Source organism: Streptomyces sp. DSM 116795, assembly GCF_055792905.1.
Map to the genome: position 1 here is coordinate 4,362,147 of NZ_CM147707.1, position 24,678 is coordinate 4,386,824.

At 71.0% G+C, this 24,678-nt stretch carries 20 protein-coding genes; 14 read left to right on the plus strand and 6 right to left on the minus strand.

Translation table 11 applies throughout. The annotated features are described in order from the left end of the window. Positions 1-219: 219 nt before the first annotated feature. The 3 genes from ACSMXX_RS18885 (at position 220) to ACSMXX_RS18895 (ending at position 2,821) form a co-directional block, all read left to right on the plus strand. Entirely contained in the window at positions 220-1,392 is a 1,173-nt protein-coding gene (locus tag ACSMXX_RS18885; RefSeq protein WP_473179868.1) for a polyprenyl synthetase family protein, read from the plus strand. Next, positions 1,389-2,318 carry a UbiA family prenyltransferase gene (locus tag ACSMXX_RS18890; protein WP_473179869.1) on the plus strand — a complete coding sequence of 310 codons (930 nt, stop codon included), beginning with the start codon at positions 1,389-1,391 and terminating at the stop codon, positions 2,316-2,318. The genes ACSMXX_RS18885 and ACSMXX_RS18890 overlap by 4 nt, the downstream gene beginning before the upstream one ends. An 83-nt stretch (positions 2,319-2,401) precedes the next feature. After that, positions 2,402-2,821 carry a PPOX class F420-dependent oxidoreductase gene (locus ACSMXX_RS18895; protein ID WP_473179870.1) on the plus strand — a complete coding sequence of 140 codons (420 nt, stop codon included), beginning with the start codon at positions 2,402-2,404 and terminating at the stop codon, positions 2,819-2,821. Positions 2,822-2,851: 30 nt separating this feature from the next. On the opposite strand, the gene ACSMXX_RS18900 is transcribed toward ACSMXX_RS18895, so the two are convergent. Next, positions 2,852-3,049: a ferredoxin gene (locus ACSMXX_RS18900; RefSeq protein WP_473179871.1), complete on the minus strand. Its 198-nt coding sequence runs from the start codon at positions 3,047-3,049 to the stop codon at positions 2,852-2,854. Positions 3,050-3,094: 45 nt separating this feature from the next. After that, a complete protein-coding gene (locus tag ACSMXX_RS18905) occupies positions 3,095-4,300 on the minus strand; it encodes a cytochrome P450 (RefSeq protein ID WP_473179872.1) in 1,206 nt (401 codons plus the stop codon). Between the two features lie 134 nt (positions 4,301-4,434). On the opposite strand from ACSMXX_RS18905, the gene ACSMXX_RS18910 reads away from it, so the two are divergent. Together ACSMXX_RS18910 and ACSMXX_RS18915 are read left to right on the plus strand one after the other, a co-directional pair. Then, a complete protein-coding gene (locus ACSMXX_RS18910) occupies positions 4,435-5,199 on the plus strand; it encodes a TetR/AcrR family transcriptional regulator (RefSeq protein ID WP_473179873.1) in 765 nt (254 codons plus the stop codon). A gap of 239 nt (positions 5,200-5,438) precedes the next feature. Next, positions 5,439-7,475, plus strand: a complete 2,037-nt coding sequence (locus tag ACSMXX_RS18915) for an aconitate hydratase (protein WP_473179874.1) — start codon at positions 5,439-5,441, stop codon at positions 7,473-7,475. A 57-nt stretch (positions 7,476-7,532) separates the two neighbouring features. Here ACSMXX_RS18915 and ACSMXX_RS18920 read toward each other — a convergent pair whose 3' ends face one another. Next, positions 7,533-8,777, minus strand: coding sequence for an FUSC family protein (locus ACSMXX_RS18920; RefSeq protein WP_473179875.1), 1,245 nt, complete (start codon positions 8,775-8,777; stop codon positions 7,533-7,535). A 244-nt stretch (positions 8,778-9,021) separates the two neighbouring features. Between ACSMXX_RS18920 and ACSMXX_RS18925 the strand changes: the two genes are divergently transcribed. After that, positions 9,022-10,275 (plus strand): epoxide hydrolase family protein, encoded by a 1,254-nt coding sequence (locus ACSMXX_RS18925; protein ID WP_473179876.1) that lies wholly within the window; start codon positions 9,022-9,024, stop codon positions 10,273-10,275. A 169-nt stretch (positions 10,276-10,444) separates the two neighbouring features. On the opposite strand, the gene ACSMXX_RS18930 is transcribed toward ACSMXX_RS18925, so the two are convergent. Next, positions 10,445-11,089, minus strand: coding sequence for a TetR/AcrR family transcriptional regulator (locus tag ACSMXX_RS18930; protein ID WP_473179877.1), 645 nt, complete (start codon positions 11,087-11,089; stop codon positions 10,445-10,447). Between the two features lie 308 nt (positions 11,090-11,397). On the opposite strand from ACSMXX_RS18930, the gene ACSMXX_RS18935 reads away from it, so the two are divergent. Then, positions 11,398-12,777 (plus strand): YncE family protein, encoded by a 1,380-nt coding sequence (locus ACSMXX_RS18935; protein ID WP_473179878.1) that lies wholly within the window; start codon positions 11,398-11,400, stop codon positions 12,775-12,777. A gap of 85 nt (positions 12,778-12,862) precedes the next feature. Here the strand turns inward: ACSMXX_RS18935 and ACSMXX_RS18940 are convergent, their stop codons facing one another. Then, positions 12,863-13,882, minus strand: a complete 1,020-nt coding sequence (locus ACSMXX_RS18940; RefSeq protein ID WP_473179879.1) for an aldo/keto reductase — start codon at positions 13,880-13,882, stop codon at positions 12,863-12,865. 152 nt (positions 13,883-14,034) lie between these two features. On the opposite strand from ACSMXX_RS18940, the gene ACSMXX_RS18945 reads away from it, so the two are divergent. Together ACSMXX_RS18945 and ACSMXX_RS18950 are read left to right on the plus strand one after the other, a co-directional pair. Beyond that, positions 14,035-14,631, plus strand: a complete 597-nt coding sequence (locus ACSMXX_RS18945) for a TetR/AcrR family transcriptional regulator (protein ID WP_473179880.1) — start codon at positions 14,035-14,037, stop codon at positions 14,629-14,631. Between the two features lie 149 nt (positions 14,632-14,780). Next, on the plus strand, positions 14,781-15,482 hold the full coding sequence (locus ACSMXX_RS18950; RefSeq protein ID WP_473179881.1) for a zinc metalloprotease: 702 nt from the start codon (positions 14,781-14,783) through the stop codon (positions 15,480-15,482). 33 nt (positions 15,483-15,515) lie between these two features. Here the strand turns inward: ACSMXX_RS18950 and car are convergent, their stop codons facing one another. Continuing rightward, on the minus strand, positions 15,516-19,079 hold the full coding sequence (gene car / locus ACSMXX_RS18955; RefSeq protein WP_473179882.1) for a carboxylic acid reductase: 3,564 nt from the start codon (positions 19,077-19,079) through the stop codon (positions 15,516-15,518). A gap of 362 nt (positions 19,080-19,441) precedes the next feature. Between car and ACSMXX_RS18960 the strand changes: the two genes are divergently transcribed. From ACSMXX_RS18960 to ACSMXX_RS18980, 5 genes are all read left to right on the plus strand, one after another. Further along, the gene (locus ACSMXX_RS18960) at positions 19,442-19,831 is read left to right on the plus strand and encodes a DUF4234 domain-containing protein (RefSeq protein ID WP_473179883.1); all 390 of its coding nucleotides are present in this window, start codon (positions 19,442-19,444) and stop codon (positions 19,829-19,831) included. Positions 19,832-20,616: 785 nt separating this feature from the next. Further along, complete coding sequence (locus ACSMXX_RS18965; RefSeq protein WP_473179884.1) at positions 20,617-22,464, plus strand: phage tail sheath C-terminal domain-containing protein; 1,848 nt, start codon at positions 20,617-20,619, stop codon at positions 22,462-22,464. Between the two features lie 93 nt (positions 22,465-22,557). Then, positions 22,558-23,082, plus strand: a complete 525-nt coding sequence (locus ACSMXX_RS18970; RefSeq protein ID WP_473179885.1) for a phage tail protein — start codon at positions 22,558-22,560, stop codon at positions 23,080-23,082. A gap of 26 nt (positions 23,083-23,108) precedes the next feature. Then, positions 23,109-23,870, plus strand: coding sequence for a T4 family baseplate hub assembly chaperone (locus ACSMXX_RS18975; RefSeq protein ID WP_473179886.1), 762 nt, complete (start codon positions 23,109-23,111; stop codon positions 23,868-23,870). Beyond that, a complete protein-coding gene (locus ACSMXX_RS18980; RefSeq protein WP_473179887.1) occupies positions 23,863-24,675 on the plus strand; it encodes a hypothetical protein in 813 nt (270 codons plus the stop codon). The genes ACSMXX_RS18975 and ACSMXX_RS18980 overlap by 8 nt, the downstream gene beginning before the upstream one ends. Positions 24,676-24,678: the final 3 nt, after the last annotated feature.

Sequence of the window (24,678 nt, forward strand, 5' to 3'; positions counted from 1 at the left end):
GGGGGGGCGGGTGACCCGCGCCGTCCGCCGTCTCCCTCTCCCCGGGCCATCGGCCCGGGGTGTCCCGGGAACGGGGCCGGTCCGCCGGCCCAGGTCGTACGTGGAGGGGGAGCAGGGCCGCTCGCGCACCTGCCCCGCGTACGGACCGAAGAACGCACGTCCGCACGTAGCAGCTGCCAGAAGCACCACCCCAGGTACTTCACGGAGGGCGCGACGACCATGCTCGACGGACAGAATCACCCGGACACGACCGCACCGCCCGGACCTGCCCCGAGCCGGGGCCCGGCGGGAGGCCGCAGCAGGCCGAACGGATACGGGCGAACGGTCACGGGGTCCCGCGAGGCCGCGCGGGAGAGCCTCGAAGGCTGGCTGGCCCTGCGGGGCCACGACCCGCTGGCCGAACAGCACCGATGGGCGCTGCTGCCGCCCGGCAAGCTGCTGAGGCCTGTGCTGCTGCTGGAGTCGGCGGCGGCCGTGGGCGGCAGCACCGAGCAAGTCGAGCCCGTGGCAACGGGGTTCGAGCTGATGCACGCCGGCAGCCTCATACACGACGACATCATCGACGGGGACGAGGTGCGGCGCGGGCGCGAGGCGACCCACTGCCGCTACGGCGTGGACCGCGCCGTCGTCGGTGCCGACGCCCTCTTCTTCGCCGTCTTCGCGACGCTGGGGGAGTGCCGGCTGCGCGGCGTCCCCGACCGGCTGATCACGGACGCGACTGCCGTCATCGCCGAAGCCGGACTCAGGATCACCCGCGGTGCCACGCTGGAGCTGGATCTCAGCGGCACGCTCCACGACGACACCGACGCGTATCTGGAAGTGGCCCGGCTGAAGACCGCCGCCCTGCTTCGCGCGGCATGCCGCACGGGTGCCGTGCTGGCCGGCGGCACCGCCGAACAGGCAGCCGCGCTCACGGAGTTCGGGGAGGCGCTGGGCATCGCGTTCCAGATACGGGACGACCTTCTGCCGTACGAACGCCGGCCGGGGACGCACACCGCGACGGGAGCCGCCGGAAAGCCGCGCACCAGCGACCTGCGCAACGGCCGCCCCGCCCTGCCGCTCCTGCTCGCCCACCGGTACGGCAGCGGCGCCGAGCGGGCGCTCCTCGCCGAGCTGCTCGCCGCCGGTACGGACCGGACGGGCGCATCGGCGGAGACGGGCGCCTCGGCGGGGGCCGGGGCGGACGAGGAGTCGCGGCAGGAACGCCTGCATCAACTCCTCGAAAGCACCGGTGCGTTGAAGGCCGCACAGCACACCGCGGACATCCATCTGGACCGCTGCCACGAGGCGCTCGAAACCCTGCCGCCCAGCCCGCACCGGCAACGTCTGGCCACGCTGGCCGGCCAGTGCGACAGCCGCGGGCAGGCCGGAGACGAGGGGGCGGGGCGATGACGACGACCACGCGCCCGTCCGCGAAGACGGAACCGGTCACCGCGGGCGCCGTCCTGCGGCTGCTGCCGCGCCGGGTCTGGCGCGAGATCTTCATCAGCTACCGCTTCAACAGCAACGACCTGTGGTCGACCGTCGTGCCGGCCTCCTGCTTCGCCGCCGCCGCCGTCCGGCACGCGGGACTCGGGCCGTACGACGCCGCGTCGGTCCTCGTGGGCGCCGTGCCCTACTTCTGGCTCTTCATCTACGGATCGAGCCTCATCAACCAGATCACCGGAGTCGAGGAGGACCGCCTCAACAAGCCCTTCCGCCCCCTGGTCACCGGCGACAGCAGCTTGCGCGGGGCGAAGCTCCGGCTCGCCGCCGTCCACGTCCTCTTCCCGGCGCTGGGCTGGCTCCTGGGCGTACTGGAGTGGGCGCTGCTGTGGCAGTTGCTCTTCATGCTTCACTACGCGTGGGGCGGGCACCGTCACTGGTTCGCCAAGAACCTGCTGATCGCGCTCGGTGTCGTCTCCCAGCTCGCGGCGGCCTGGCAGATGGCGGCGCCCGTGACGGCTCCCGTATGGCAGTGGATTGTCACCATGGCTGTCATGACGTTCCTGATCATCGGCGTGCAGGACCTGCGGGACGTGGAGGGCGACCGGGCCCTGGACCGCCGTACGATGCCGATCGTCCTGGGCGATCTGCCCTGCCGCGTCTACTTCGCCGCGAGCTTCGTGGGGCTGCTGCCCGTCACACACCTCGTGATGGTGGCGCCCGCCGGGTTCCACTGGTGGACGCTCGCCATAGACGCCGCACTGGCCGGGCTGAACCTTCTGCTGGCGGCCCGGGTGCTGCTCCTGCGCACACCGGCGCAGGATCACCGCACGCAGCGGGTGGTGGAGTGGTGGTACACGTTCGTGCTCGCCACGGCGCTCGTTCTGCTGTGACAGGGGACGGTGAGGTGCCGGGGAGCGGGTACGCGTCACACGTAACCGGACCAGCGACGCGACACCTCGAGGAGTGCCACCGCATGTCGAAACCACCGCTTCCCGACGCCGCAGTGGATGTGCTGAAGAAGGCCAACCCGGCCGTCGTCACGACGCTCCGCTCCGACGGCCAGCCCGTCTCCGCGGCCACCTGGTACCTGTGGGAGCAGGGCCGCGTGCTGGTCAACATGGACGAGGGCCGCAAGCGGCTGGAGCACCTGCGGGGCGACCCCCGTGTCACGCTCACGGTGCTCGACGAGAGCAACTGGTACACGCACCTCAGCCTCATCGGCCGCGTCGCCGAACTCCGTGACGACGAGGGCCTGGCCGACATCGACCGGCTCGCCCGGCACTACCTCGGCAAGGAGTATCCGCGGCGGGACCGCCGCCGGGTGAGCGCCTGGATCGAGATCGACCGGTGGCACGGCTGGGGGTCGATGAAGGACAGCGGCCAGGCGGGCTGACGTACCGGCGGGCGGAACCCCGCCCGCCCGTCAGTCCCCCGACAGGGAGAGCGCCCCGCTGGGGCAGATGTCCACCGCCTCCCGCACGCCTGCGAGTTCGGGTTCTGCGGGCCGCTCGGCCAGGACGACGACCGTGCCGTCCTCCTCGTCCTGGTCGAAGACCGCGGGCTCGCTGAGCACGCACTGGCCGGCGCCGACGCAACGCGCCGTGTCCGCGACGATGCGCATCCGTCCTCCTCTCTCCCAGGCCCTGCCTGGCGGGTGCCGTGCTCCCTACCAGGTGACGGGCAGTTCGTAGAGCCCGTAGATGTTGCTGTCGTCCTTGAAGGGCAGCTCGTCGACCGGTGCGGCGAGGCGGAGTCCGGGAACGCGCCGGAAGAGCGTCTCGAAGACCATCTGCAGCTCCATACGGGCCAGGTTCTGGCCGAGGCACTGATGCGCGCCGTACCCGAAGGCCACGTGGTGCCTGTCGCCGCGCCCGGTGTCGAGTTCGCCGGGCCGTTCGAAGACGCCGGGGTCGTGGTTCGCCGAGTTGCCGAGCCCGAGCACCCCTTCGCCGGCGCGGACCAGGACGCCGCCGATCTCGACGTCCTCCGTGGCCACACGGGAGGTGGCGAAGTCCGCGATGCTGAAGTAGCGCAGCAACTCCTCGACGGCGCCCGGCATCGCGTCCGGGTCCTCGCCGATCCTGGTCCGCTCGTCCGGGTGTTCCAGGAGTGCGAGGGTGCCGAGCGAGATCATGTTCGCAGTCGTCTCGTGGCCCGCGATGAGCAGCAGCACCGCGAGGCTCACCAGATCCGCGTGGTCGCCCCGGCCCGTCTCCCGCTGCTTGAGGACCTGCCTGCCCAGCAGATCGTCGGTGGGGTCCTCTTCCTTCGCGGCCACCAACTCATCCAGATACGCCCGGAGTTCGTCGCGCGCCTGCGCGCGCGCCGCGAGCGGCTCCGTACGGCGCAGCAGCCGAGCCGAACGGGCCTGGAAGAACTCGTGATCGGCGTACGGCACACCCAGCAACTCGCAGATCACCAGCGAAGGAACCGGCAGCGACAGAGCACGCACCAGGTCCGCCGGCCGGGGCCCGGCCAGCATGGCGTCCACATGCTCGTCCACGATCTGCTGGATGCGCGGCCGCAGCGCCGCCATCCGCTTGACGGTGAACTCCCCGACCACCGCCCGCCGGGCGGGCCCGTGCTCCGGCGGATCCATCGAGATCAGCGACAGCTTGAACCGTGCCGTGAGCTGCTGCTGTCCCTCGGTGAGTACGGGGAAGCCGGGACGCGACCGGTCCGAACTGAACCGCGGGTCGGCCAGCATCGCCCGTACGTCCTCGTGCCGGGTCAGCGCCCATGCACTGCCGCCGCCGGGCAGGGCGACGCGGGAGACCGGCGCGTTCTCGCGCATCCGCTCGTACTCCGCCGGCGGCGAGAAGGGGCATGTGCGCTGTGCGGGGAGTGTCACCGTGGGCTGATCGCTCGTCATGGGACCCCAATCCGGGACATGGACTTCCGTGGCGGATCTTCGGCGGCGCGCACCTTCACGGTAGTTATGTGGATGATTTTCGTCCACATAGATGAGGTGAAAGAATCAGCCAACTTCCTTTGAAGGGCGGGGACATGGCAGCCGGCTCCAGCTCCGGCCCGGTGACGGGCTCCAGTTCCGGCCCGGTAATGGGCTCCGGCTCGGGCTCCGTGGCGGACGCGAGTTCCGTGACGGAAGCGAGTTCCGTGGCGGGCCCGGGCACGCCACTGCGAGCCGACGCGCTGCGCAATCGCCGGAAGATCCTCGCCGCCGCCGAGGAGATTTTCGCCCTGCGGGGCCCGGACGTCCCCATGGAGGACATCGCCCGCCGGGCCGGGGTCGGCGTCGCCACGCTCTACCGCCGCTTCCCCGACAGGGAGGCGCTGATCCGCGCGGTCGCGCAGGACACCTTCGCCCGGGTGCTTGAGGAGTCCGGCGCGGCACTCGCGGAAGAGGAGAGCGCGTGGGATGCGCTCGTACGGATACTGCGCAGCTCGCGTGAGTTGCAGCTGAGCGTCCAGCTCGTCGTCCACTCCGAACTGGCCCGCACGACCATCCGGGCCGATCCCGAGACCGGCCGGCTGCGCAACGACCTGCTCGGCACGCTCGACGAGGTGGTACGGGCCGCTCAGGACGAGGGAACACTCCGCTCCGACATCGGCACCGGCGACGTGGCGGCCCTGCTCTCCCTCTTGCTGCGCCGCACCCCCGCTCCACCCGAGGACTCGGCCGGTGCCGCCGCGGAGCGGGCGATGGGCCTCATGCTCGACGGCCTGCGCGCCCGCACGGGGAACACGTCGCTGCCCGGAGAGCCGCTCTCGGTGTCCGACTTCGACGCGGCGGCGGCCCGGAACCGGTGACGGACGGCTCCGGCCCGGGAGCCCCGTTTGCCGACGTCGCGGGGTGCGATGTGCCCGCCGGGCTGCGTCCGGTGCGCTAGGAGGGACGGAGTGAGCGCGCCACTTCTACGAGCCTGGTCCCTCCCCGAACGGGGCGAACTCCGCCCCTCCGCAGGTACATCACCGTCCGCCGGGTACACGGGTGCTCCCAGCATGAGCGCGTACGGGTGCACACAGCACCACAGCAGGAGGGAGCCGGCATGGCCAGCGCGGACGAGGAGGCGGTCACGACGGTCACGGGCCGCGGCGCCCGGGGAACCGTGGCGCAGCGTCTCATCGACGACCACCTGGTGGAGGGCGAGGCGGAGCCGGGCCGCGAGATCGGTCTGCGCATCGACCAGACCCTGACGCAGGACGCCACCGGCACGCTGGTGATGCAGGAACTGGAATCGCTGGGCCTGGACCGGGTCCGTACCGAGGTCAGCGTCCAGTACGTGGACCACAACATCCTCCAGGCCGACGAGCGCAACGCCGAGGACCACGCCTTCCTGCGCTCCGCCGCCCGGCGCTTCGGCCTCTGGTACTCCAAGCCCGGCAACGGCGTCTCGCACCCCACGCACATGCAGCGCTTCGGCGTGCCCGGCAAGACCCTCGCCGGCTCCGACTCCCATACGTGCGCGGCGGGTTCGCTCGGCATGCTCGCCATCGGGGTCGGCGGCCTCGAGGTGGCGCTGGCCATGGCCGGACGGCCCCTGTACGTACGGATGCCGCAGATCTGGGGCGTGCGGCTGACGGGGGAACTGGCGCCGTGGGTGAGTGCGAAGGACGTGATCCTGGAGCTGCTGCGGCGGCACGGCGTGAAGGGCGCCGTCAACCGCGTCCTCGAATACCACGGCCCGGGGCTCGATTCGCTGACCGCGATGGACCGGCACGTGATCGCCAACATGGGTGCGGAGCTGGGCGCCACCGCGAGCGTCTTCCCTTCCGACGACGCAGTACGGACGTTCCTGCGTGCCGAGGGACGCGAAGAGGACTTCACCCCGCTCGCGGCCGAACCCGGCGCCGTCTACGACCTGGACGAGGAGATCGACCTCTCGTCTCTCGAACCGCTGATCGCCCGTCCGTCCTCGCCGGGCAACGTGGTGCCCGTACGGGAGGTGGCGGGCCGGCCCGTCGACCAGTGCGTGATCGGCTCCTCCGCCAACCCGGGGCTGCGCGACTTCGCCGTCACCGCCGCCATGGTCGCCGGGCGGCGCACGGCCGACGGCGTCAGCCTCGACATCAACCCGACGTCACGCGAGATCCTCCAGGACCTCACCCGCGGGGGCGGCACCTTCGACCTCATCACCGCCGGTGCGCGGCTGCACCAGAGCGGCTGCCTCGGCTGCATCGGCATGGGCCAGGCGCCGGCGGTGGGGCGCAACTCGCTGCGCACCTTCCCCCGCAACTTCCCGGGGCGCTCGGGTACGGAGGAGGACTCCGTGTGGCTGTGCTCCCCGGAGACCGCGACCGCGTCCGCACTCACCGGCGTCATCACCGACCCCCGCGACTGGGCGGCCGACGCCGGGGCCCGAGCGCCGCAGATCACGCTGCCGGAGCTCGCGAGTGTGAACCGGCAGATGCTGGAGGCGCCCCTTCCCTTCGAGGAGGCCGTGAACGTCGAGCTCGAGCGCGGGCCCAACGTCTCGGCGCTGCCCGTACTCGACCCGCTGCCGGACACGCTGGAGGGTCCGGTGCTGCTGAAGACGGGCGACGACGTCTCCACCGACGAGATCTCCCCGGCGGGCGCGCGGGCGCTGCCGTACCGCTCGAACATCCCCATGCTCGCCGAGTTCACCTTCACCCGCATCGACCCGGACTACCCGAGGCGGGCTGCGGACACGGCTGCAGCGGACACGGGGGGCGGGCACTTCGTCGTCGGCGGTGACAACTACGGGCAGGGGTCCTCACGCGAACACGCCGCGATCACGCCGCGGTACCTGGGGCTGCGTGCCGTCGTCGCCAAGTCCTTCGCACGCATCCACTGGCAGAATCTCGTCAACTTCGGTGTGCTGCCACTGGAGTTCGAGGACGGCGGCGACATCGAGCGGATCAGCACGGGCGACGTGCTGCGCCTCGACGGGCTGCACGAAGCCTTCGGCGCCGAGGGGGACGCGCGAGGCACGGAGCTGCGGCTGCGGAACGTCACCCGCGACGAGGAGTACGCCGTGCGGCACCGGCTCTCCGCCCGGCAGTGCGAGGCCGTACGGGCGGGCGGCATCATCCCGGCGCTGGCGGCGGCGGACCCGGCGCGGTAGCCGCCGGGCGCCTGCGCGGCTACGGGGCGTCTTCGCGGCCCCCGGCCGTCTTCACGGCTACCGGGCTTCTTCGCGGCGTCTGCGCGGTCTGCTCGGCAGGGAGACGTGGACGCGCTCGGCGACCCTGGCCAGCAGCGGATGGTGTTCCGACGACGCGTGCGTGTAGCGGTCGAGCTCCTCCGCCAGCCGCGTCGAGCGCTTCTCCACGTCCAGTTCGTCGAGCATCCTGTCGATCTCGGCGAGCAGGGCGCCGTGCAGCTGCCACTGGCGCGGGTGACGCTGCACGCCGGTGAGGAGAAGGTGAGCGATCCGGTCGCGGGCGTCGCGGGCCCCCGCGAGCTCCTCCACCAGCCGGGCCTCTGCCGTGTCCGCGTCGGAGCTGACGTCACTGGTGATGAGGACGGCGAACGCCTTCACCGCTCCGGCCAGATGTGCGAAGAGTTCCTCCAGCGCGGCGGCCTCCTGGGGCGGGAAGAGCGGCTCGTTCCGCCGGCTCCTGGCGAGGTCCGTTAGCGTACGGGCGGTGACGCGGAGCACCACCACGCAGATCTCCAGGGTGTCCAGACCCGTCCGCAGGACGACCCGGGAGAGCAGGCCCTCCTTGACCCGGGGGTTGAGCTTGAGGCTCTCCTCGGCCTGCGCGAGCGAGGCGTCCACCTCCACGATGTCGTGGTCGAGGCGGCGCGCCTCCTCCAGCCGCGCCGCCGCGTCCTCCACCGGGGTGTGGCCGCCGAGCTCTTCGCCGATCCGCCGGAGCAGGTGCCGGAGGCGGCCGGCGAGGTCCTCGATGGACTCGCTCGCGGAGCGCGTCCAGACCGGCGGCACGAAGACCACGTTGAACAACAGGCCCACCGCCGCGCCGATGAGCGTCTCCACCACCCGGTCCAGGGCGGTCTCCGCGACACGGCCCACGCTCACACCGAGGACGAGCATGGCGCTGATCGCGACCTCGGGCACGAACTCGTTGACGCGTACGAGATGACCGACGGTCAGGGAGGCGAGGATCAGCACACCCAGCGACCACCAGCTCAGCCCGACCAGAGTGCTGAAGCCGACGGCGACCAGCACCCCCGCAACCACCGCGTTCACCCTCCGGACGCCGCGGGTGAGCGTGGCGTAGAGGGTGACCTGGACGACGAGGAGCGTGGTCAGCGGAGCGAGCAGCGGAACCTGGGCCTTGCTCAGCCAGAGAGCGGCCAGGTAGCTGAGCACGGCCGCCGCCGTGGACCGGAGCGTCTGGACGACCGCGGGTTCGTTGCGGCGCCGGACGAGTTCGGCGAGGGGTTCGGGAACAGCCGGCACGCGGTGGCTCTTCCCGCTCCGCCACGGAAGCGGGCGCGCGTCGGGCGCCTGCCACCCGAGTGGGCTTCGCGGCGCCCCACCGTGGGGTGAGGCCGCCCTGGCCGCCGGCCGGCGCACTCACCGCGGTTCACCGAGCGCCTGACGCGGTGATCCCGTGACCGCGGTGATCCCGTGACGCGGTGCCCCGGAACCTCCCCGGCCTTCAGGACCGGAACCGTCCTGAAGGGTCCATAGCGTCGTCTCCATGACGGACTCGCAGCAGGACATCCGCCCCTTCCGTATCGGCATACCGCAAGCCCAGCTCGACGACCTTCACGCACGGCTCGCCGGCACCCGCTGGCCTGACGAACTGCCGGGCGTCGGCTGGAGCCGCGGCGTGCCCCTGAAGTATCTGCAGGAGCTCGCCGAGCACTGGCGAACGGTCTACGACTGGCGTGAGCACGAGGCCGCGCTCAATGAGCACCCGCAGTACACCACCACGGTCGACGGGCAGAACATCCACTTCCTGCACGTCCGTTCACCCGAGCCCGATGCCACGCCGCTGCTGCTTCTGCACGGCTGGCCGGGCGGTTTCACCGACTTCCTCGACGTCATCGGCCCCTTGTCGGATCCGGCGGCGCACGGCGGCGACCGGGCCGACGCCTTCCATCTGGTCGTCCCGTCGCTGCCCGGGTTCGGGTTCTCCACGCCACTGGCCGGGCCGGGCATGGGCTCGGCCCGGATGGCGGAGGTGCTGGCGGTGCTGATGTCCCGGCTCGGGTACGAACGGTACGGAGCCCAGGGGTATGACACGGGTGCACTGGTCGCCCCCGAGATCGGCAGGCAGAACCCGGGCCGCGTCATCGGCGTCCATGTGAACGCGCTGCTCACCTTCCCGGCCGGCGTGCCGGGGGAGATGGACGGTCTCAGCGATGCCGAGCAGCGGCGCTGGCAGGCGATGCAGACCTTCAACGACGGCTATCTGCAGTGCAACTCCAAGCGGCCGCAGACGGTGACGTACGGGCTGCACGACTCGCCCGTGGGTCAACTCGCCTGGATCACCGAGAAGTTCAAGGAATTCACCGACCCGGAGGACGGGCTCCCCGAGGACAGCGTCGACCGTGACCGGATGCTGACGGATGTCTCCCTCTACTGGCTGACGGGCACGGCCGGGACTGCGGCGCAGATCTACTACGAGGAGATGGCAGCGAGCACCTGGGGTGACGCGTCCGAGGACTGGAGCGCCACCGTCGAGGACTGGAACGCCGCCGACCCGGGCGGCGGCACCGCCGGGAGCACGGACCGGGGCGGGAACGGAGACGGGGGCGCGGAAGCCGGGCGGGGAACGCCGACCGGTGTGCTGGTCTCCAATCGCGACGTGACCATCCGCCGCTGGGCTGAGCGCGACCACAACGTGGTGCGCTGGACGGAGTCGAGCAGGGGCGGCCATTTCCTCGCGATGGAGGCGCCGGATCTGCTCACCGACGACGTCCGCGCGTTCTTCCGCGGGATGACCTGAGGCGGTCGCCCGCGCGACGAGCCCGCGCACGTCCTGACCGTGGCCGGAGCACGGAGCACGGAGCACGGAGCACGGAGCACGGGGCACGGGGCACGGAGCACGGAGCACCGGGGGCTCCGGGCACCGGTCGGCCGGCGGGCTCCGGGCACAGGCCGCCGCCGGCGCGGCGTCAGTCCCCGGCCCGCAGCAACGCCAGCAGCAGACGGACGAGTTCGTCCACGACCTCGTCGAGTGTGGCGTCCACCCAGCCGGCGCCCCAGTCGTGCAGGAGCCCGTTCACGCTGCCGATGAAGGCGGCCGCGGCGATGCGGTAGTCACGGTCGACGGCCTCGCCGCGCTCGACCGCGGCCGCCGCCTCGGTGCGTATCAGGTCGACCCACCGTGCCCGGCGGGCGAGCCGTTGCTCGTCCATGCGTGCGCTCACGCCGACGATCTCGGTGAAGGTGATCCGCATCCGGCGCCGGTCCTCGGCGAGGCTCGCCGCGTACGCGCGGAAGACGGAGCCGTAGCGTTCGGCGTAGGGCAGGCCCTCGGTGGCGGCGAGGGCGTCGACCACGGCCTTCTCGGACCAGTCGTTGACCTGCAGGTGCAGCACCGCGAGCACGTCTTCGAGGGTGCGGAACTCCTCGTAGAACTGACGGGTCGACAGCCCGGCCGCCTCGCAGAGGGCGGCGACGGACGTCGACCGGTAGCCGGGGCCCGCTCCGAAGAGCTGCAGTGCCGCGTCGAGAAATCTCGCTCGCCGCTCGGCCTGCCGTTCGCCGGCCGCCTTGCCCGCATAGCGGCCGGTCGGCCGCCTGAGCTGTTCCACCACCGTTCTCCCTCGCTCGGGTGCGGGTCATCTTCTCCCGCCCGGGGGGTTGAAGAACCCCGGGGCCGACGTTACCTTCGGTAGTCCCAATGTGAAGAGGGTCCTTTTCACATTGGGACGGCTGGGCGCCTCGCATGAAAACACCCGCTCAGACAGCATGCGGCGCCGACCTTGCACGGGAAGTCGCAGCCCAGCCGCCGGCCCTCTCCGCAGAGCCCCGCCGAACCCTGCGGAGAGGGTCAGGCACTCCCGTGCCCGCGTCAGTTCCGCTCGCAGCCGGCGGACGCAGAGCCGCTACGCGAAGGAGAGCCATGCCCGTACCCATGAAGAACGAGGCGGACGAGGGGATCCCTGCGTCCAGACGTGCGCCGCACGGACCGCGCATCTGGACCCGCACCTGGACCCGGACCCGGACGCGCCGGCTGCCGCTCGCCGTCGCCACGGCACTGGTGGCGGTGGCCGCCGCCACGGGCGCGGCTGCCGCCGCGCCGGGCTTCGGCGGTGACGACGCTCCGGGTTCCGGCGGCAGAGACGCACCGGGCCTGCGGGAAGTGATGTTCGTCGGCAACAACTGGGACGGCACCGCAGACGTGATCGAGTCCAGCGGCTCCTTCGAGAAGCTCGGGCGCATCAACGTCGTCCCCGACAAGGAGGAGCGCCTCCGGGAGATCTACGCCAACCCCGTCAAGCTCGCGTTCTTCCTCGTCATCCGGAACGGTCCGGGGGAGGGGCACGACCAGCTCGTCGACGACATGTACTCCACCCCCGACGGTTCGGCGATGGTGGTCTCCCGTCCGAGCTTCGCCGACGTCGTCTCCATCGACGTCGAGACCGGGAAGCTCAACTGGCGCTTCCCCGTGTCCGGTTTCCGTTCCGACCACATGGCCGTCTCGCCCGACGGTGAGCGCGTGGCCGTCTCCGCTTCCACCTCCAACACCGTCCACGTCCTCGACATCGAGACGGGAGAGGAAGCCGGAAACTTCAAGACCGGCGACAAGCCGCACGAGAACGTCTTCACCGACGGAGGCAAGCACCTGTGGAACATGTCCATCGGCGATGTGCAGACCGACACCGACGACCCCTGGCTGGACTGGACGAAGGGCGACCGCAAGATCACAGTCGTCGATACGGAGACCTTCGAAGAGGTCAAGGTCATCGACATGCGCGACAGGCTCGATGCCTTCGGCCGCAAGGACTTCTCCGATGCGGTGCGCCCGGTGGCCTTCACGCCGGATGAGTCCAAGCTCTACTTCCAGGTCTCCTTCTTCAACGGCTTCTTCGAGTACGACGTGGCAGCCGACAAGATCACCCGCGAGAAGGTCCTGCCGAAGAACCCCGACACCAGCGAGGACCGCACCACCTGGGTCAACGACTCCCGCCACCACGGAATGTCGATGAGCCCGGAGGGCGACAAGCTCTGCGTCGCCGGGACCATGGACGACTACGCCACCGTCGTCGACCGCGAAACCCTGAAGGAGGGCCCGCTGGTCACCGCCTCCAAGCCCTACTGGGCGACGGTCAGCGGCGACGGCAAGTCCTGCGTCATCTCGGAGGCAGGCAGCGACCAGGTCACCGCCATCGACTTCGCCACGGGAGAGAAGACGGTCTCCGTGCCTGTCGGAGACCATCCGCAGCGCGTCCGCATCGCCCGCGTACCGGAGGACTGGACGAGCCCGGCCGCACGCGACTGAGCACGCGACCGACCTCGACCGGGCGTTGGGCCGGGGCCGGCAGTCGGCAGCGGCCGTCTCGCGCCCCCACGGCCCGGCAGCGTGTTCAGCGGCGCCGCAGTGACGCGTCGAGGAGTGCGGGCGGAGTGTCGTGCTTCTCGTGGGCGGCCATGTCGGTACCGGGGGCGACGATCGCATCGATCGCGTCGAGTACGTCGGCGCCGAGCACGGTGTCCACGGCGCTGAGTTGCGAGTGCAGGTGGTTCAGCGTGCGTGGGCCGACGAGCGCGCTGGTCACAGCGGGATGCGCGGTCACGAATCCGAGCGCGAGCTGGATCATGGTCAGGCCCGCCCCGTCGGCGACCTTGGCCAGCTGTTCGACGGCGTCGAGCCTGGCCCGGTTGGAGGGGATGGTCATGTCGAAGCGTTCCGGCATGAACGTCGAGCGGCTGGTGGTGACTTCCCGGCCCTCACGCACCGCGCCCGTGAGCCAGCCCGAGGCCAGCGGACTCCACACCAGCGCACCGAGCCCGTACTGCTCGGTGACCGGCAGCACGTGGGCCTCGATCCCGCGCTGCAGGATCGAGTAGCTGGGCTGTTCGGTGACGTAACGGCTGAGGCGGTGCTCGCGGGCGGCCCACTGGGCCTCCACGATGCGGTACGCGGGGAAGGTCGAGGAGCCGAAGTAGCGGATCTTTCCCGCCCGTTGAAGGTCGGTCAGCGCCGACAGCGTCTCCTCGTCACTCGTGCTCGGGTCCCACCGGTGGATCTGGTAGAGGTCGACGTGGTCGACACCGAGACGGCGCAGGCTGTTGTCCAGCTCGGTGACCAGCCAGCGGCGCGAGCTGCCCCGGTGGTTGGGCTCCTCGCCCATGGGCATGCCCGCCTTGGTGGCGAGCACGACGTCGTCGCGGCGGCCGGCGATGGCTTTGCCGACCATCTCCTCCGACACACCGCCGCTGTACATGTCGGCCGTGTCGATGAGGTTGATCCCGGCCTCGAGGGCGGCGTCGACGATGGCGGTGGCCTCGTCCTGGGTGGTGCGTCCGATCTGGCCGAAGTTCATCGCGCCGAGCGCGAGGGTGCTGACCTGCACACCGGTACGTCCCAAGGTGCGGTACTGCATGACCGTGTCCCTCCATGGCAGATGAAGCGTGATGGCAATGGCTTGGTTGCCGGATCCCTGCTCTGACACCATGAGCAAACGGAACCTTGTTCCGGAAACAATACGGAACGTTGTTCCGCTTTGGCAAGACCGGCAGCGGAGGGAGTCGCGCGGTGAAGGACGGCGACGAGGGTGCAGGGTGCGCGGCCCAGTCCAAGCGGAAGGACGCCCGGCGCAACAAGGAGGCCCTGCTCGACGCGGCCGCAGCGGTCTTCGTCGCATCGGGCGTGGAAGCACCGGTACGCGACATCGCGGCCGAGGCAGGCGTCGGGTTGGGCACGATCTACCGCCACTTCCCGACCCGGGCGGACCTCATCGTCGCCGTCTACCGGCACCAGGTGGACGCCTGTGCCGAGGCCGGTCCGGCCCTGCTGGCGGCCGGCGCGACTCCGCACGCCGCTCTGGCGCAATGGATCGACCTCTTCGTCGATTTCCTGGTCACCAAGCACGGACTCGCCGCCGTACTGCAGTCCGCCGGTGCCGGCGCCGGCTCCGACGCGCTGCACGCCTACTTCCTCGACCGCCTCGTGCCCGTGTGCGCCCAGCTGCTCGAAGCGGCGGCCGCCTCTGGGGAGATCCGGTCCGACCTGGAGGCCTACGAGCTCATGCGCGGCGTCGGGAACCTCTGCGTCGGCGCGGACAGCGATCCCCGCTACGACGCACGCCGGCTGGTCGAGGTCCTCGTCACGGGGCTTCGCCGAGCGCACTGACTCCGGCCGCTCTGTTACGCGAACGTGTCGTTGAGCTTGTAACCAAATGTGTTCCGGAAGTGTCTGAATTGTGAAGGCTGTTGGGCCGTCTCCTGCCCGAAGCGGGAGCCGGAGGCGGTGCGCCCCCCCACAACTTCATAAGGAGAGACATGTTCCGGAGAGCCGCTGTCGCCGCTGCCGCACTGGTGGCCGCCGTCGCCTGGTCGGTGATTCCCGCGAGTGCCACCGCCGTGGCCACGAAGGGCACCGGCTGGAAGCTCACGTCCGACCTGGGGGTCACTTCCGCCAGCCCGAGCAGGACGTACACCGTGACCTTCGGGACGGAGGCCCTGCGCAAGCGATACACCCCCTATCTGAAGGCGGCGGTGCGGCAGGTCGAGGCCGCCGGTCTGCGTCTCAGGATCGGCGGTGCCGAGCCCAACGACCCCTCCAGGTGCGGCCCGGCGTACCACATCCAGTTCGTGGAGCTGTACCGGCCGCTGGGCACGCCGGGCTGGTCGCAGGGCATGCCCTGTCCCGACCAGCCCGGCGGACTGGGCCGCGGCGGGCTCGTCGCGATCGACTCCGAGTACTGGGACGGCAGTTGGGTCATCGCGGACCATGTGCTGCGCAACACGGTCGTGCACGAGATGCTCCACGCACTCGGCCTCGATCACCCCAACGCCGACCTCGACAAGGACGGCCGCGTCGAGGCCCACGAGTGCGTGGCCACCGGCTACGGCAACAAGCCGGTCATGTGCTCCCCGAACGGCGGCTACAAAACGGCCGCGAACAAGGGACGGCTCACCGGCTACGACCTCGACGGGATCAGGGCCCTGCTGAAGAACGCCCGAGCGCAGGGCTTCAAGTAGGGCCGGTACCGCCGTCAGTGCCGCTGCCGCGGGTTACAGGAGCCCGAAGTGCCGCAGATCCTCTGTGTACTTGGTGATCAGCGACGGCGGGAGGGCGGGGATGCCGCCGTCCCCGCCCACCCCCGCGTCCCGCACCGCGGCGCCGAACCGGCCGGCGGGTACGCCCGTTCCCGCGACGGGCGGAATCGGTTCACGGAAGGCGTCCAGCAGCGGGAGCAGTGAGTGCTGCCGCTGCTCCTCGGGCAGACCCCGCAGGGCGGTCTCGAAGCGTGCGAACCACTCGTCGTGCCCGTCGATGTGCTGGATGCGCTGTCCGCTCTCGATCAGCCAGTCCACGAAGGTGTCGAGCGAGACGCCGTCGTCGTGCGGGTTGACGACGTTGTAGGTGTGGAAACCGTCCGTCGTGCGCTCGCCGATCGTGGTGACGGCCTCGGCGGTGAAGTCGGCCGGCAGCCCGTCGAAGTGCGCCCGACGGCGCCCGCCTTCGGCGTCGGCGCGGTAGAAGGAGCGTGGCGCGACCCCGGTGGCTACGAGGCTGAGCAGCAGGCGCGTGAACATGTCGGGCACGTTGAGCTGCCCGCGGTACCGGCTGTGCGCGAGGATCATGTCGGAGCGGAAGACCGCGCAGGGCAGCCCGCACAGGTCGTGGGCCTCCCGGAGCAGCACCTCCGCCGCCCACTTGCTCGTGCCGTATCCGCCGGCGTACGCCCCGTCGAGACCGCGCACCGGCACGGCCGTACGGATGTCGCCCTCCTCGGCGAGGGCCGTTGCCGGTTGCCCGGTGCCCACGGCCACGCTGGAGAGGAGGACGAAGCGCTTGATCCGGGTGGTGAGGGCCATCCGCACCAGCTCGGCGGTGCCCGCCACGTTGGGGCCGAAGAGCTGGTCGTAGGGCAGGACGTGGTTGACCAGGGCGGCCGGATGGACGACGAGGTCGACGCCGGCGGCGAGCCGGTCCCAAGTCTCCTCGTCCAGGCCCAGGTTGGGCTCGCCGATGTCACCGGCCAGCACTTGCAGCCGCGGACCGGATGCCGACTCCCGGTAGCGGGCGAGGAGTTCCGCGTCGCCGCTGTCGAAGGCCGCGTCCAGGCGGCGGCGGGCGGCCTCGGCGCTGCCGCCGCGGACCAGGCAGACCAGGGTGCCTCCGGTCCCGGCAAGCCGCTGGAGCCATTCGAGGCACAGGAACCGGCCGAGGTAGCCGTTGGCCCCCGTGAGCAGGACCGTGCGTGCGGGGCCGCTGTGCCGCGGTAGCCGCTTCGCCTCGTCGAGGACCCCGGCGTCGATGAACGCCCCGAGACGCAGGTCCTCGGCGCGGACCTCCTTGGCGTCCTGCCCGTGCACGGAGGCGAAGCCGGGCCGGTCCGAGCCGGAGACGAGCCGGGTCCCGACGTACTGCGCGATCTTCCGCAGGCCGGTGGCAGGGCTGGTGACGACCGCGACCGGGACGTCGACCTCGTAGATCTCGTTGAGCAGCCGGGAGAAGGAGAGCGCGGAGAGCGAGTCGCCGCCGAGCCCGGTGAAGTGGACATCCGGGTCGAGTTCCGTGTGCGGGCAGCCCAGCAGGCTGCCGGCGGCACGGGCGACCGTCTCCAGCACCGGCCGGTCCCGGCCGTCGCGGCGCAGGGCACGCAGTTCGTCCTGCTGCTGCGAGGCGAGGTCCGCGTACATCTGCTCCAGGCGCTCGCCGTAGCGTTCCCTCGCCCTGGGGCGGGCCAGCTTGCCCGCGTCCGAGAGGAGGCCGTTGCCGACGCTGAAGGGTTCGGTCTCGACGACGAAGTCCCGTGGAATCTCATAGGACTTGAGGCCGGCCTCCTTCGCGGCCTGCCGGAGTGCGGTGCTCAGCGACGCCTTGAGCGCGCCGGCGCTGCCGCGCGCCTGTGCGGCCGCGTCCGGCGTGGGCACGACAACGGCGAGGACGCAGGACTGTTCGCTGCTTCCGTGCACGAAGATCTGTCCGACGAGCGGGCTGGCGGCGAACACGGTCTCCAGGCGCGACAGGGCCACCAACTCGCCCTGGGACAGCTTCAGTACGTTCTTCGTGCGGTCCACGTAGACGAGTTCGTCAGGGCCGGTGCGGGCCATGATGTCGCCTGTCTTGTAGAAGCCGTCCTCGTCGAAGGCCTCCGCCGTGGCCTCGGGACGGTTGTAGTAGCCAGCCATGATCATTTCGGTCTTGACTCTCAACTCGCCCCGTGGGTACGGCGAATCGGTCCCGAAGTAGCCCAGCTCGGGTACGTCGACGAGCTTGTGGTCGATCACCGGGGGAGCAAGCTTGTGGCCGGTGGTGATCATCCCGGCCTCCGTCGCGCCGTAGCCGTTCAGCGGCTTCAGCTCCAGACAGGCCTCAAGGAAGGCCGCCGTCTCGGCGTCCAGTGGCGCGCTGCCGCTCATGACGCGCACGATCCGGCCGCCGAGGACCTCCTCCCGCATCTCCGTGAGCAACTCCGCCTCGACGGCGGCCGGTTCGCCGCCTGCGGCGACCAGGCGGTCCACTTCCCTCCGGTACTGCTGGAAGATCATCTCCGAGACGCGCGGCACCAGCATCAGGTCGGTGGGACGCGCGAGCGACAGGTCCTCGAACAGGGCGGAAAGGTCGCTCTTCGCGGTGAAGTGGACGGTGCCGCCCGCGCTCAGCGTGCTGAAGAGCATGTAGCGCCCGGCGAGATGGCTCATGGGAAGGAAGTTGAGGGTGATCACGGGCGTGTCGGTGGTACGCCACGAAGCGCCCCAGAGGTAGGTCGCCAGCCGCTGTGTGTACATGGCCCCCTTGGGCGCGCCGGTGCTGCCGGAGGTGTAGAGGAGCGAGTTCAGCGAGTCCTGGTCCGCGTCGGTGCGCAGCGGCGCGGGCGGGAGGGTGCTTCCGCGTTCGATCATCGCGGCCAGCGGGTCGAGCGTCACCGGGGAGCCGGCGGCCGCCAGCCGCCCGGCCGCCGCCTCGAAGCGCTCGCGGTGCTCGTCCGCGCCCATTTCGCAGTCCAGGACGACCAGACGCCGCAGCGACCGGCTGCCGAGGGCCAACTCGACGGCGTTGTCGAGGAGTTCGAGGCTCGTCGCAAGAACTCGCGGGTTTGTCTCCGCGACGACCGGTCTCAGTTCGGCGACGGTGGCGCCGGCGTGCAGCGGTACGGAGACGAGGCCGAGGTGGACGCATGCCAGGTCGACCGTCGCGTAGTCGCCGCTGGTGAAGCCCAGCGTGCAGACGAAGTCCCCCGCGCTGACAGGGGACTTCGGGCCGCCGGCTAACTCGCTCGCGAGCGCCTGGACCCTTGCCCGCACCTCGCGGTAGGTGATGGTCCGGAACTCCGGGAGCGCCTCCACCGTGGTGCGGCCCGTCCGCGGGTCCGTCACCAGATTCTTCACGCGCTCGCCGAAGGCGGGCCGTGCGGCATAGCCCTCCATGACCGTCGCCATGATCCGCGCGAGCCCGATGCCCGGCTCCCGTACCGCCGCGGTGACCTCGTCCAGCGGTTTCGCTTCACGGAACTGCCGGTCACCGGCGAAGAGTTCGGCAATGCGGCGCTCCACCGGCGTGCGGCCTGCCGGCTCGCCGTCCATCCGGTGATCACCGTCGCTCCCGGGCTGGGTGTTCAGTGCCATGCGGTCTCCTGTTCGGCGTGGGGGGTACCGGTCGAACGGGAGACCATATGCAATGAGCGGCGCGGTGTGGCGGGACCGTGGCTGTCGTGCGTAGTCGGCGGGAGAGCCCGCGGGCCCGGCCCGGCTCCGGCCCTCGTCCCGGCCCTCGTCCCCGCCCCCGGCCCCGCAGCCAGGGGGAACACGTCGCCCGACATGCGAGACCGGACGCGGAATGGTGCACTGGGTAACAGGGGTGGTTTGTTGTGCCCCCTGCGAATCGCACAAGAAACGAGTGGACAGCGGCGACAGCCCCTTTTTCGGGCCTTCTGTCATGGCTGCTGTGTGCCGCCTCCACTGGAGCGGAGGTGCTTATGACCGGCCGCGTGGGAAAGACCAAGAACGTGTTCCTGGTGTGGCTCGTCTGGCCGTTGCTCACCTTGGGCGTCTACCACTTGGTCTGGTATTACAAGGCGAACCGCGAGGCGCATTCCCTGGACGAACGCATCGAGGTGAATCCCTGGCTGTCCGTCCTGGCCATAGGCGTCGGCTGGGTGCTGATCGTGCCCCCCTTCGTATCGGTCTACAGGACGGGCAGGCGCATTGAACAAATGCAGCGCTCGGCCGGACTGGAGCCGACCTGCAACGGGTGGGTCGGGCTTGCTCTCGTATTCGTCTTCCATCTGACTCCGCTGTACTACCAGAATGAGATGAACCGCATCTGGGAGCAGTACGAGTACGTCGCAGAAGGCGAGCGCGTCACCTTGGCCGCCTGACGGGGAGCCTTTCCGGCGCAAGAATTCCCGGGCCGCTCGGGGACCGGCTGGGGACCGCCGGGGGAGCGGCGGGGAACGCCTCGGTGCGGCTCCGCCCCTGGCATCGATTGCCGCGTTTGTTCGCTTCTTCACGAAGCAGTCATGAGCGGTCCCGAAATGTTCACCCACCGGAATACCCAGCTCCGGGGGCGTAATCCGGGCATGATCGGCCGACCGCTCCCGGCGCACCCGCCGGGCCTGTTCACCGGGCGGCCCCGCCGCGGACGGCGTCGTTGCAGGTGAAGGGTGGTGTGCAGGGCGTCAGGCGGCCGATGGATGTCCGGAGCGGATCGTCGCCTTCCGCCTGTTTCCCACCCCTCCACGCCCCGGGCCGGCACCGCGCTGAGCTGCGGCGATGCCCATCACGTGACGTGATTTCGCCCTTCGTCCCGGTGCACAGTGCGGGGCAGCCGTGCGCAGGGCGTTGACCTGCTGCTCCGTCGGCACGCCAACTCCCCCGAACAGCAGCGGAGTTGGCGCATCCGCCCCCGGTGGCTTGATCTCATGGATGTGACACGTCGTCATCGCCGTTAACAATGTTGACTGCACTCGGGCATCAGGAGTCGCGCCACAGGGCCGTGTTCCGTACGTACCGCATGAGTACGAAAGGGACCGGGCCGCCGGTGAGGCACGGGGGGAAGCTCGCGAGTGCGTCGTCGCGCGCCCGGTCCGCGTTCCATCGCGGCCCTGTGCCCCCCTTCCCCCTGAATGCCGTAGTCCAGGCGCTCGTAGGGATTGGAGGGGGAATGCCGACGAAGCCGACCTACCCCGGTGTTTACGTCGAAGAGATTCCCAGCAGCGTACGTACCATCACCCAGGTCACCACCGCGGCGACCGCCTTTGTGGGCCACACCCGGCGCGGCCCCCTCAACAAGCCGGTGCGGGTCACCAGTTACGCGGAGTTCGAACGCCGCTTCGGGGGTCTGACCTCGCAGAGCGCCGTCGCCTACGCCGTGCACCAGTTCTTCCGCAACGGCGGCTCCATAGCCGTCATCGTGCGCGTGGCGAAAGCCGGTTCGGGCAAGGCGGCCTGCGTCACCCTCGACTCGACCGAGGGCCGCAGCGAGTGCCCGGTGCTCGAAATCACCGCCAGGGAACCGGGCGTGTGGGGCTGCGGGCTGCGCGTGGCCGTGGACTACGACACACCCGCGCCCGAGGAGACGTTCAACCTGCGCGTCTTCGACGCACGGGGAGGGGCCCGCGAGTTCTTCGGCGGGCTGTCCATGGATCCCTGCCACAGCCGCTACGTCCAGACCGTCGTCAACTCCGGCTCCACGCTCGTGCGCGCCGAGGCCGTCGGCGAGGGACGTCCCGACCCGTCCGGCACGGTCTCCAAGCCCTTCTCCGGAGATCTGCCCGACCTCGGCGTCGAACTCACCGTGAAAATCGGCGAGACCGAGCGGGAGTTCGTCCTCCACGACCCGGACGAGGACGGCGAGGCCCCTTGCAGCGTCGCCGAACTCGCCCTGCTCCTGGAGCGGAAGCTGCGGGCCCTGCCCGACGCACCCGGACGTCAGGACTTCGCCGCGGCGGAGGTCACGCCGTTCGGGAACAGGCTGCAGACCGTCGCCGGGAGCATCGACCAGGAGGCCGTGGTCCGCTTCGTCGGCGAATGCGCCAACGACCTGGGCCTGGAAGCCTCCGTCAACCCGCCCGTGTTCGCACTGGAGGGCGGCGAGGACGGTGAGGCCCCCGGGCCGCGCGATCTCATCGGCAGCGAGGCCCGCAAGTCCGGACTGCACGCGCTGCGCGACGTCGACGACGTCAATCTGCTCGCGCTGCCCGAACTCGCGGCGTACGAATCCACCGAGGACATGGTCACCGTCCTGGCGGCGGCCCAGCGGCTGTGCCGCGAGGAGCGCGTCTACCTCCTCGCCGACGCGCCCGCCGCCTGGTCGTCGGTGGACTCCGTGCGCACCGGCATCGGTGCCTTCGAGCCCGTACGCGGCAGCCACGCCGGTCTGTACTTCCCGCATCTGCAGATGACCGACCCGCTCACCGGGCGGCTGCGGTCCTTCCCGCCCTCCGGCGCCGTCGCCGGCGTCATCGCCCGTACGGACGCCGAACGCGGGGTCTGGAAGGCGCCCGCGGGCACGGAGGCGCGCCTCGCCGACGTGCACTCGCTGTCGGTGCGGCTCACCGACCGCGAGAACGGGCTGCTCAACCCGCTCGGCGTCAACTGCCTGCGGACCTTCCCGCTGGTCGGCCCCGTGGTCTGGGGCGCCCGCACGCTGGAGGGCTCGGACGCGCGCGAGAGCGAATGGAAGTACACCCCGGTGCGGCGGCTCGCGCTGCACATCGAGGAGAGCCTCCACCGCGGGCTGCGCTGGGCCGTCTTCGAGCCCAACAACGAGCAGCTGTGGCAGCAGATCCGGATGAACGTCTCCTCGTATCTGCACACGCTCTTCCAGCAGGGCGCCTTCAAGGGAGGCACCCCGCGCGAGGCCTATTTCGTCAAGTGCGACCACGACACGACGACGGACGAGGACATCGAGAACGGCGTGGTCAATGCCGTGGTCGGCATCGCACCGGTGCGCCCGGCGGAGTTCGTGATCGTCAAGGTCCAGCAGATGGCAGGGCAGTTCACGGCCTGACGGGCAGGCCGCCCGGCCCTGCACGCGGGCAAGCCGGCATGCAGGTGATCAGGCGGCCGAGCAGACGAGTAACCGAGGAACCGAAGGAATCCGATGGCAGAGTTCCAGATAAACGCCCATCGCTTCGACCCGTACAAGAACTTCAAGTTCCTCGTCCTGTGGGACGGACGTACGGTCGCGGGCATCAGCAAGATCAGCCCGATGAAGCGGACCACCGAGGTCGTCAAGCACCGGCACGGCGGCGACCCCAGCACCCCGCGCAAGTCCCCGGGCCGCTCCGAGTTCGAGGGCGTCACCCTGGAGCGCGGAGTCACGCACGACCCCGAGTTCGACCGCTGGGCCAACAAGGTGTGGCAGGTCGGAGCAGGGCTCGGCTCCGAGGTGTCACTGGCCGACTTCCGCAAGGACATCGTCATCCAGGTCCTGAACGAAGCGGGCCAGGTGGCCGTCTCGCACAAGCTCTACCGGTCCTGGCCGAGCGAATACCAGGTGCTGGGCGAGATGGACGCCAACGCCAACGCGGTCGCGATCCAGAGCCTCAAGCTGGAGTGCGAAGGATGGGAGCGGGACTACGAGGTCCCCGAACCCGCCGAGCCCTCCTTCACCCACCCCGCCTGAACGCCGGACGGGGGGGAGCAACGGCGATGGCGCACCCGGAAGCCGCACGGCTGCTGTCGGTCTGGGAGGAAGCACTCACACGGCCCGGCGCGGAGCGTGCGCGGATCCTGCACCGGGCGGCGCGCCCGCAGGCCGGTCCCGGCGAACTGCCGCGGGTCCCGGTGGGCGAGCGCGAAGCCGATCTGTACGCGCTGCGGCGCGGGCTGTTCGGCGACCGGATGCAGGTGCTGCTGGAGTGCGCCTCGTGCGGCGAGGCCATGGAATTCGACCTCGACGCGGGCGAGTTGGCGGCGCGGCCCCCGCGGTCGCGGGAACCGCTGCGGGTGACGGCGGACGGCTGGGAGATCGACTTCCGGCTGCCCGCCGTCGCCGACCTCGAGGCCGCGGCCGCCGGGGCGGAGGGTGCGGACGACCCGGCAGCGGCCGCGCGCGGTCTGCTCGTCGCGTCCTGCACCGTCACCGCACGCAGGGACGGTACGGAGGTGCCCGCGGAGCGCCTGCCGGGCCTGCTGCCCGAACCGGTACGGGACCGGATCGCCGCCGCGGCGGAGGAGGCCGACCCGTCGGCCGAGATCACCCTCGACATCTCCTGTCCCGAGTGCGGCGTCCGCAACCCCGCCGAACTCGACATCACCTCCTACCTGTGGACCGAACTGGACGCCTGGGCCCGCGACTTGCTCCTCGACGTCCATCTGCTCGCCACCGCCTACGGCTGGACCGAGCCGGACGTCCTGGCGCTCAGCCCGGCGCGGCGCCGCTACTACCTGGAGCTGTGCGCTGATGTCTGACTACTTCGACCGGCTGCTGGCCCGGCACGCGCCGGTCGTGCGCGCCGCGCCCCCGGCGCCGCCGGGCGCCCGTGACGGCGATGCCGCTGCCGGCTCTCCGCAGGGCACCACGCGGCCCGTACGGGTACGGCCCCGGCTGGCCGGTCCGTACGAGCGCGTCGAAGCGCTGCGCGAACGGCAGCCCCTGGACGACGGACTCACGGACTCGGCCGCGCCCGCTCCGGCGGCACTTCCGGTGCGTACGGACGAGGGCACGGTGCCGCGCGGGGTGCGGGAGATCCGCACGGAACGGCACACCGTCATCCGGGACACACCGGCACCCTCCGGGGAACCCCGGGAGCCGGAACGGGACCGACGGCCGCCGGAGACCGCTCCGTTGCGGCCCGCTCCCCGTCCGCTGCGGCCCGTCGCCGACGCACAGGCGCGGCGGGCGGCGCGGTCCGGCGGGCGTGACGCAGGCCAGGACGAGTCCGGCGCACGGACGCAGGGCGCCGCGCCGGCGCTCGTCGCCCGCGGCGGGGAACCGGCCGGGCGCCCGCCGTCCGTACGTCCTGGAAGCGGCGACAACGCGGCCGCGCGGAGCGTCCGGCAGCAGGCCGCGGCGGCGCGACGCGGCGCACAGCGCCCGGCGGAACGCGTCGTACACGTGCAGATCGGCCGCCTCGAAGTGAGCGCCGCGACCCCGCCCGGCGCGGGCCGCGGCGGTGCCGGCGAACCGGGGCGGCCGCAGACCGGCCGCGCGGCACCCACTGTGAGCCTCGACGACTATCTCGCACGCGGCCGGAACGGGGAGAGGAGCAACTGAACC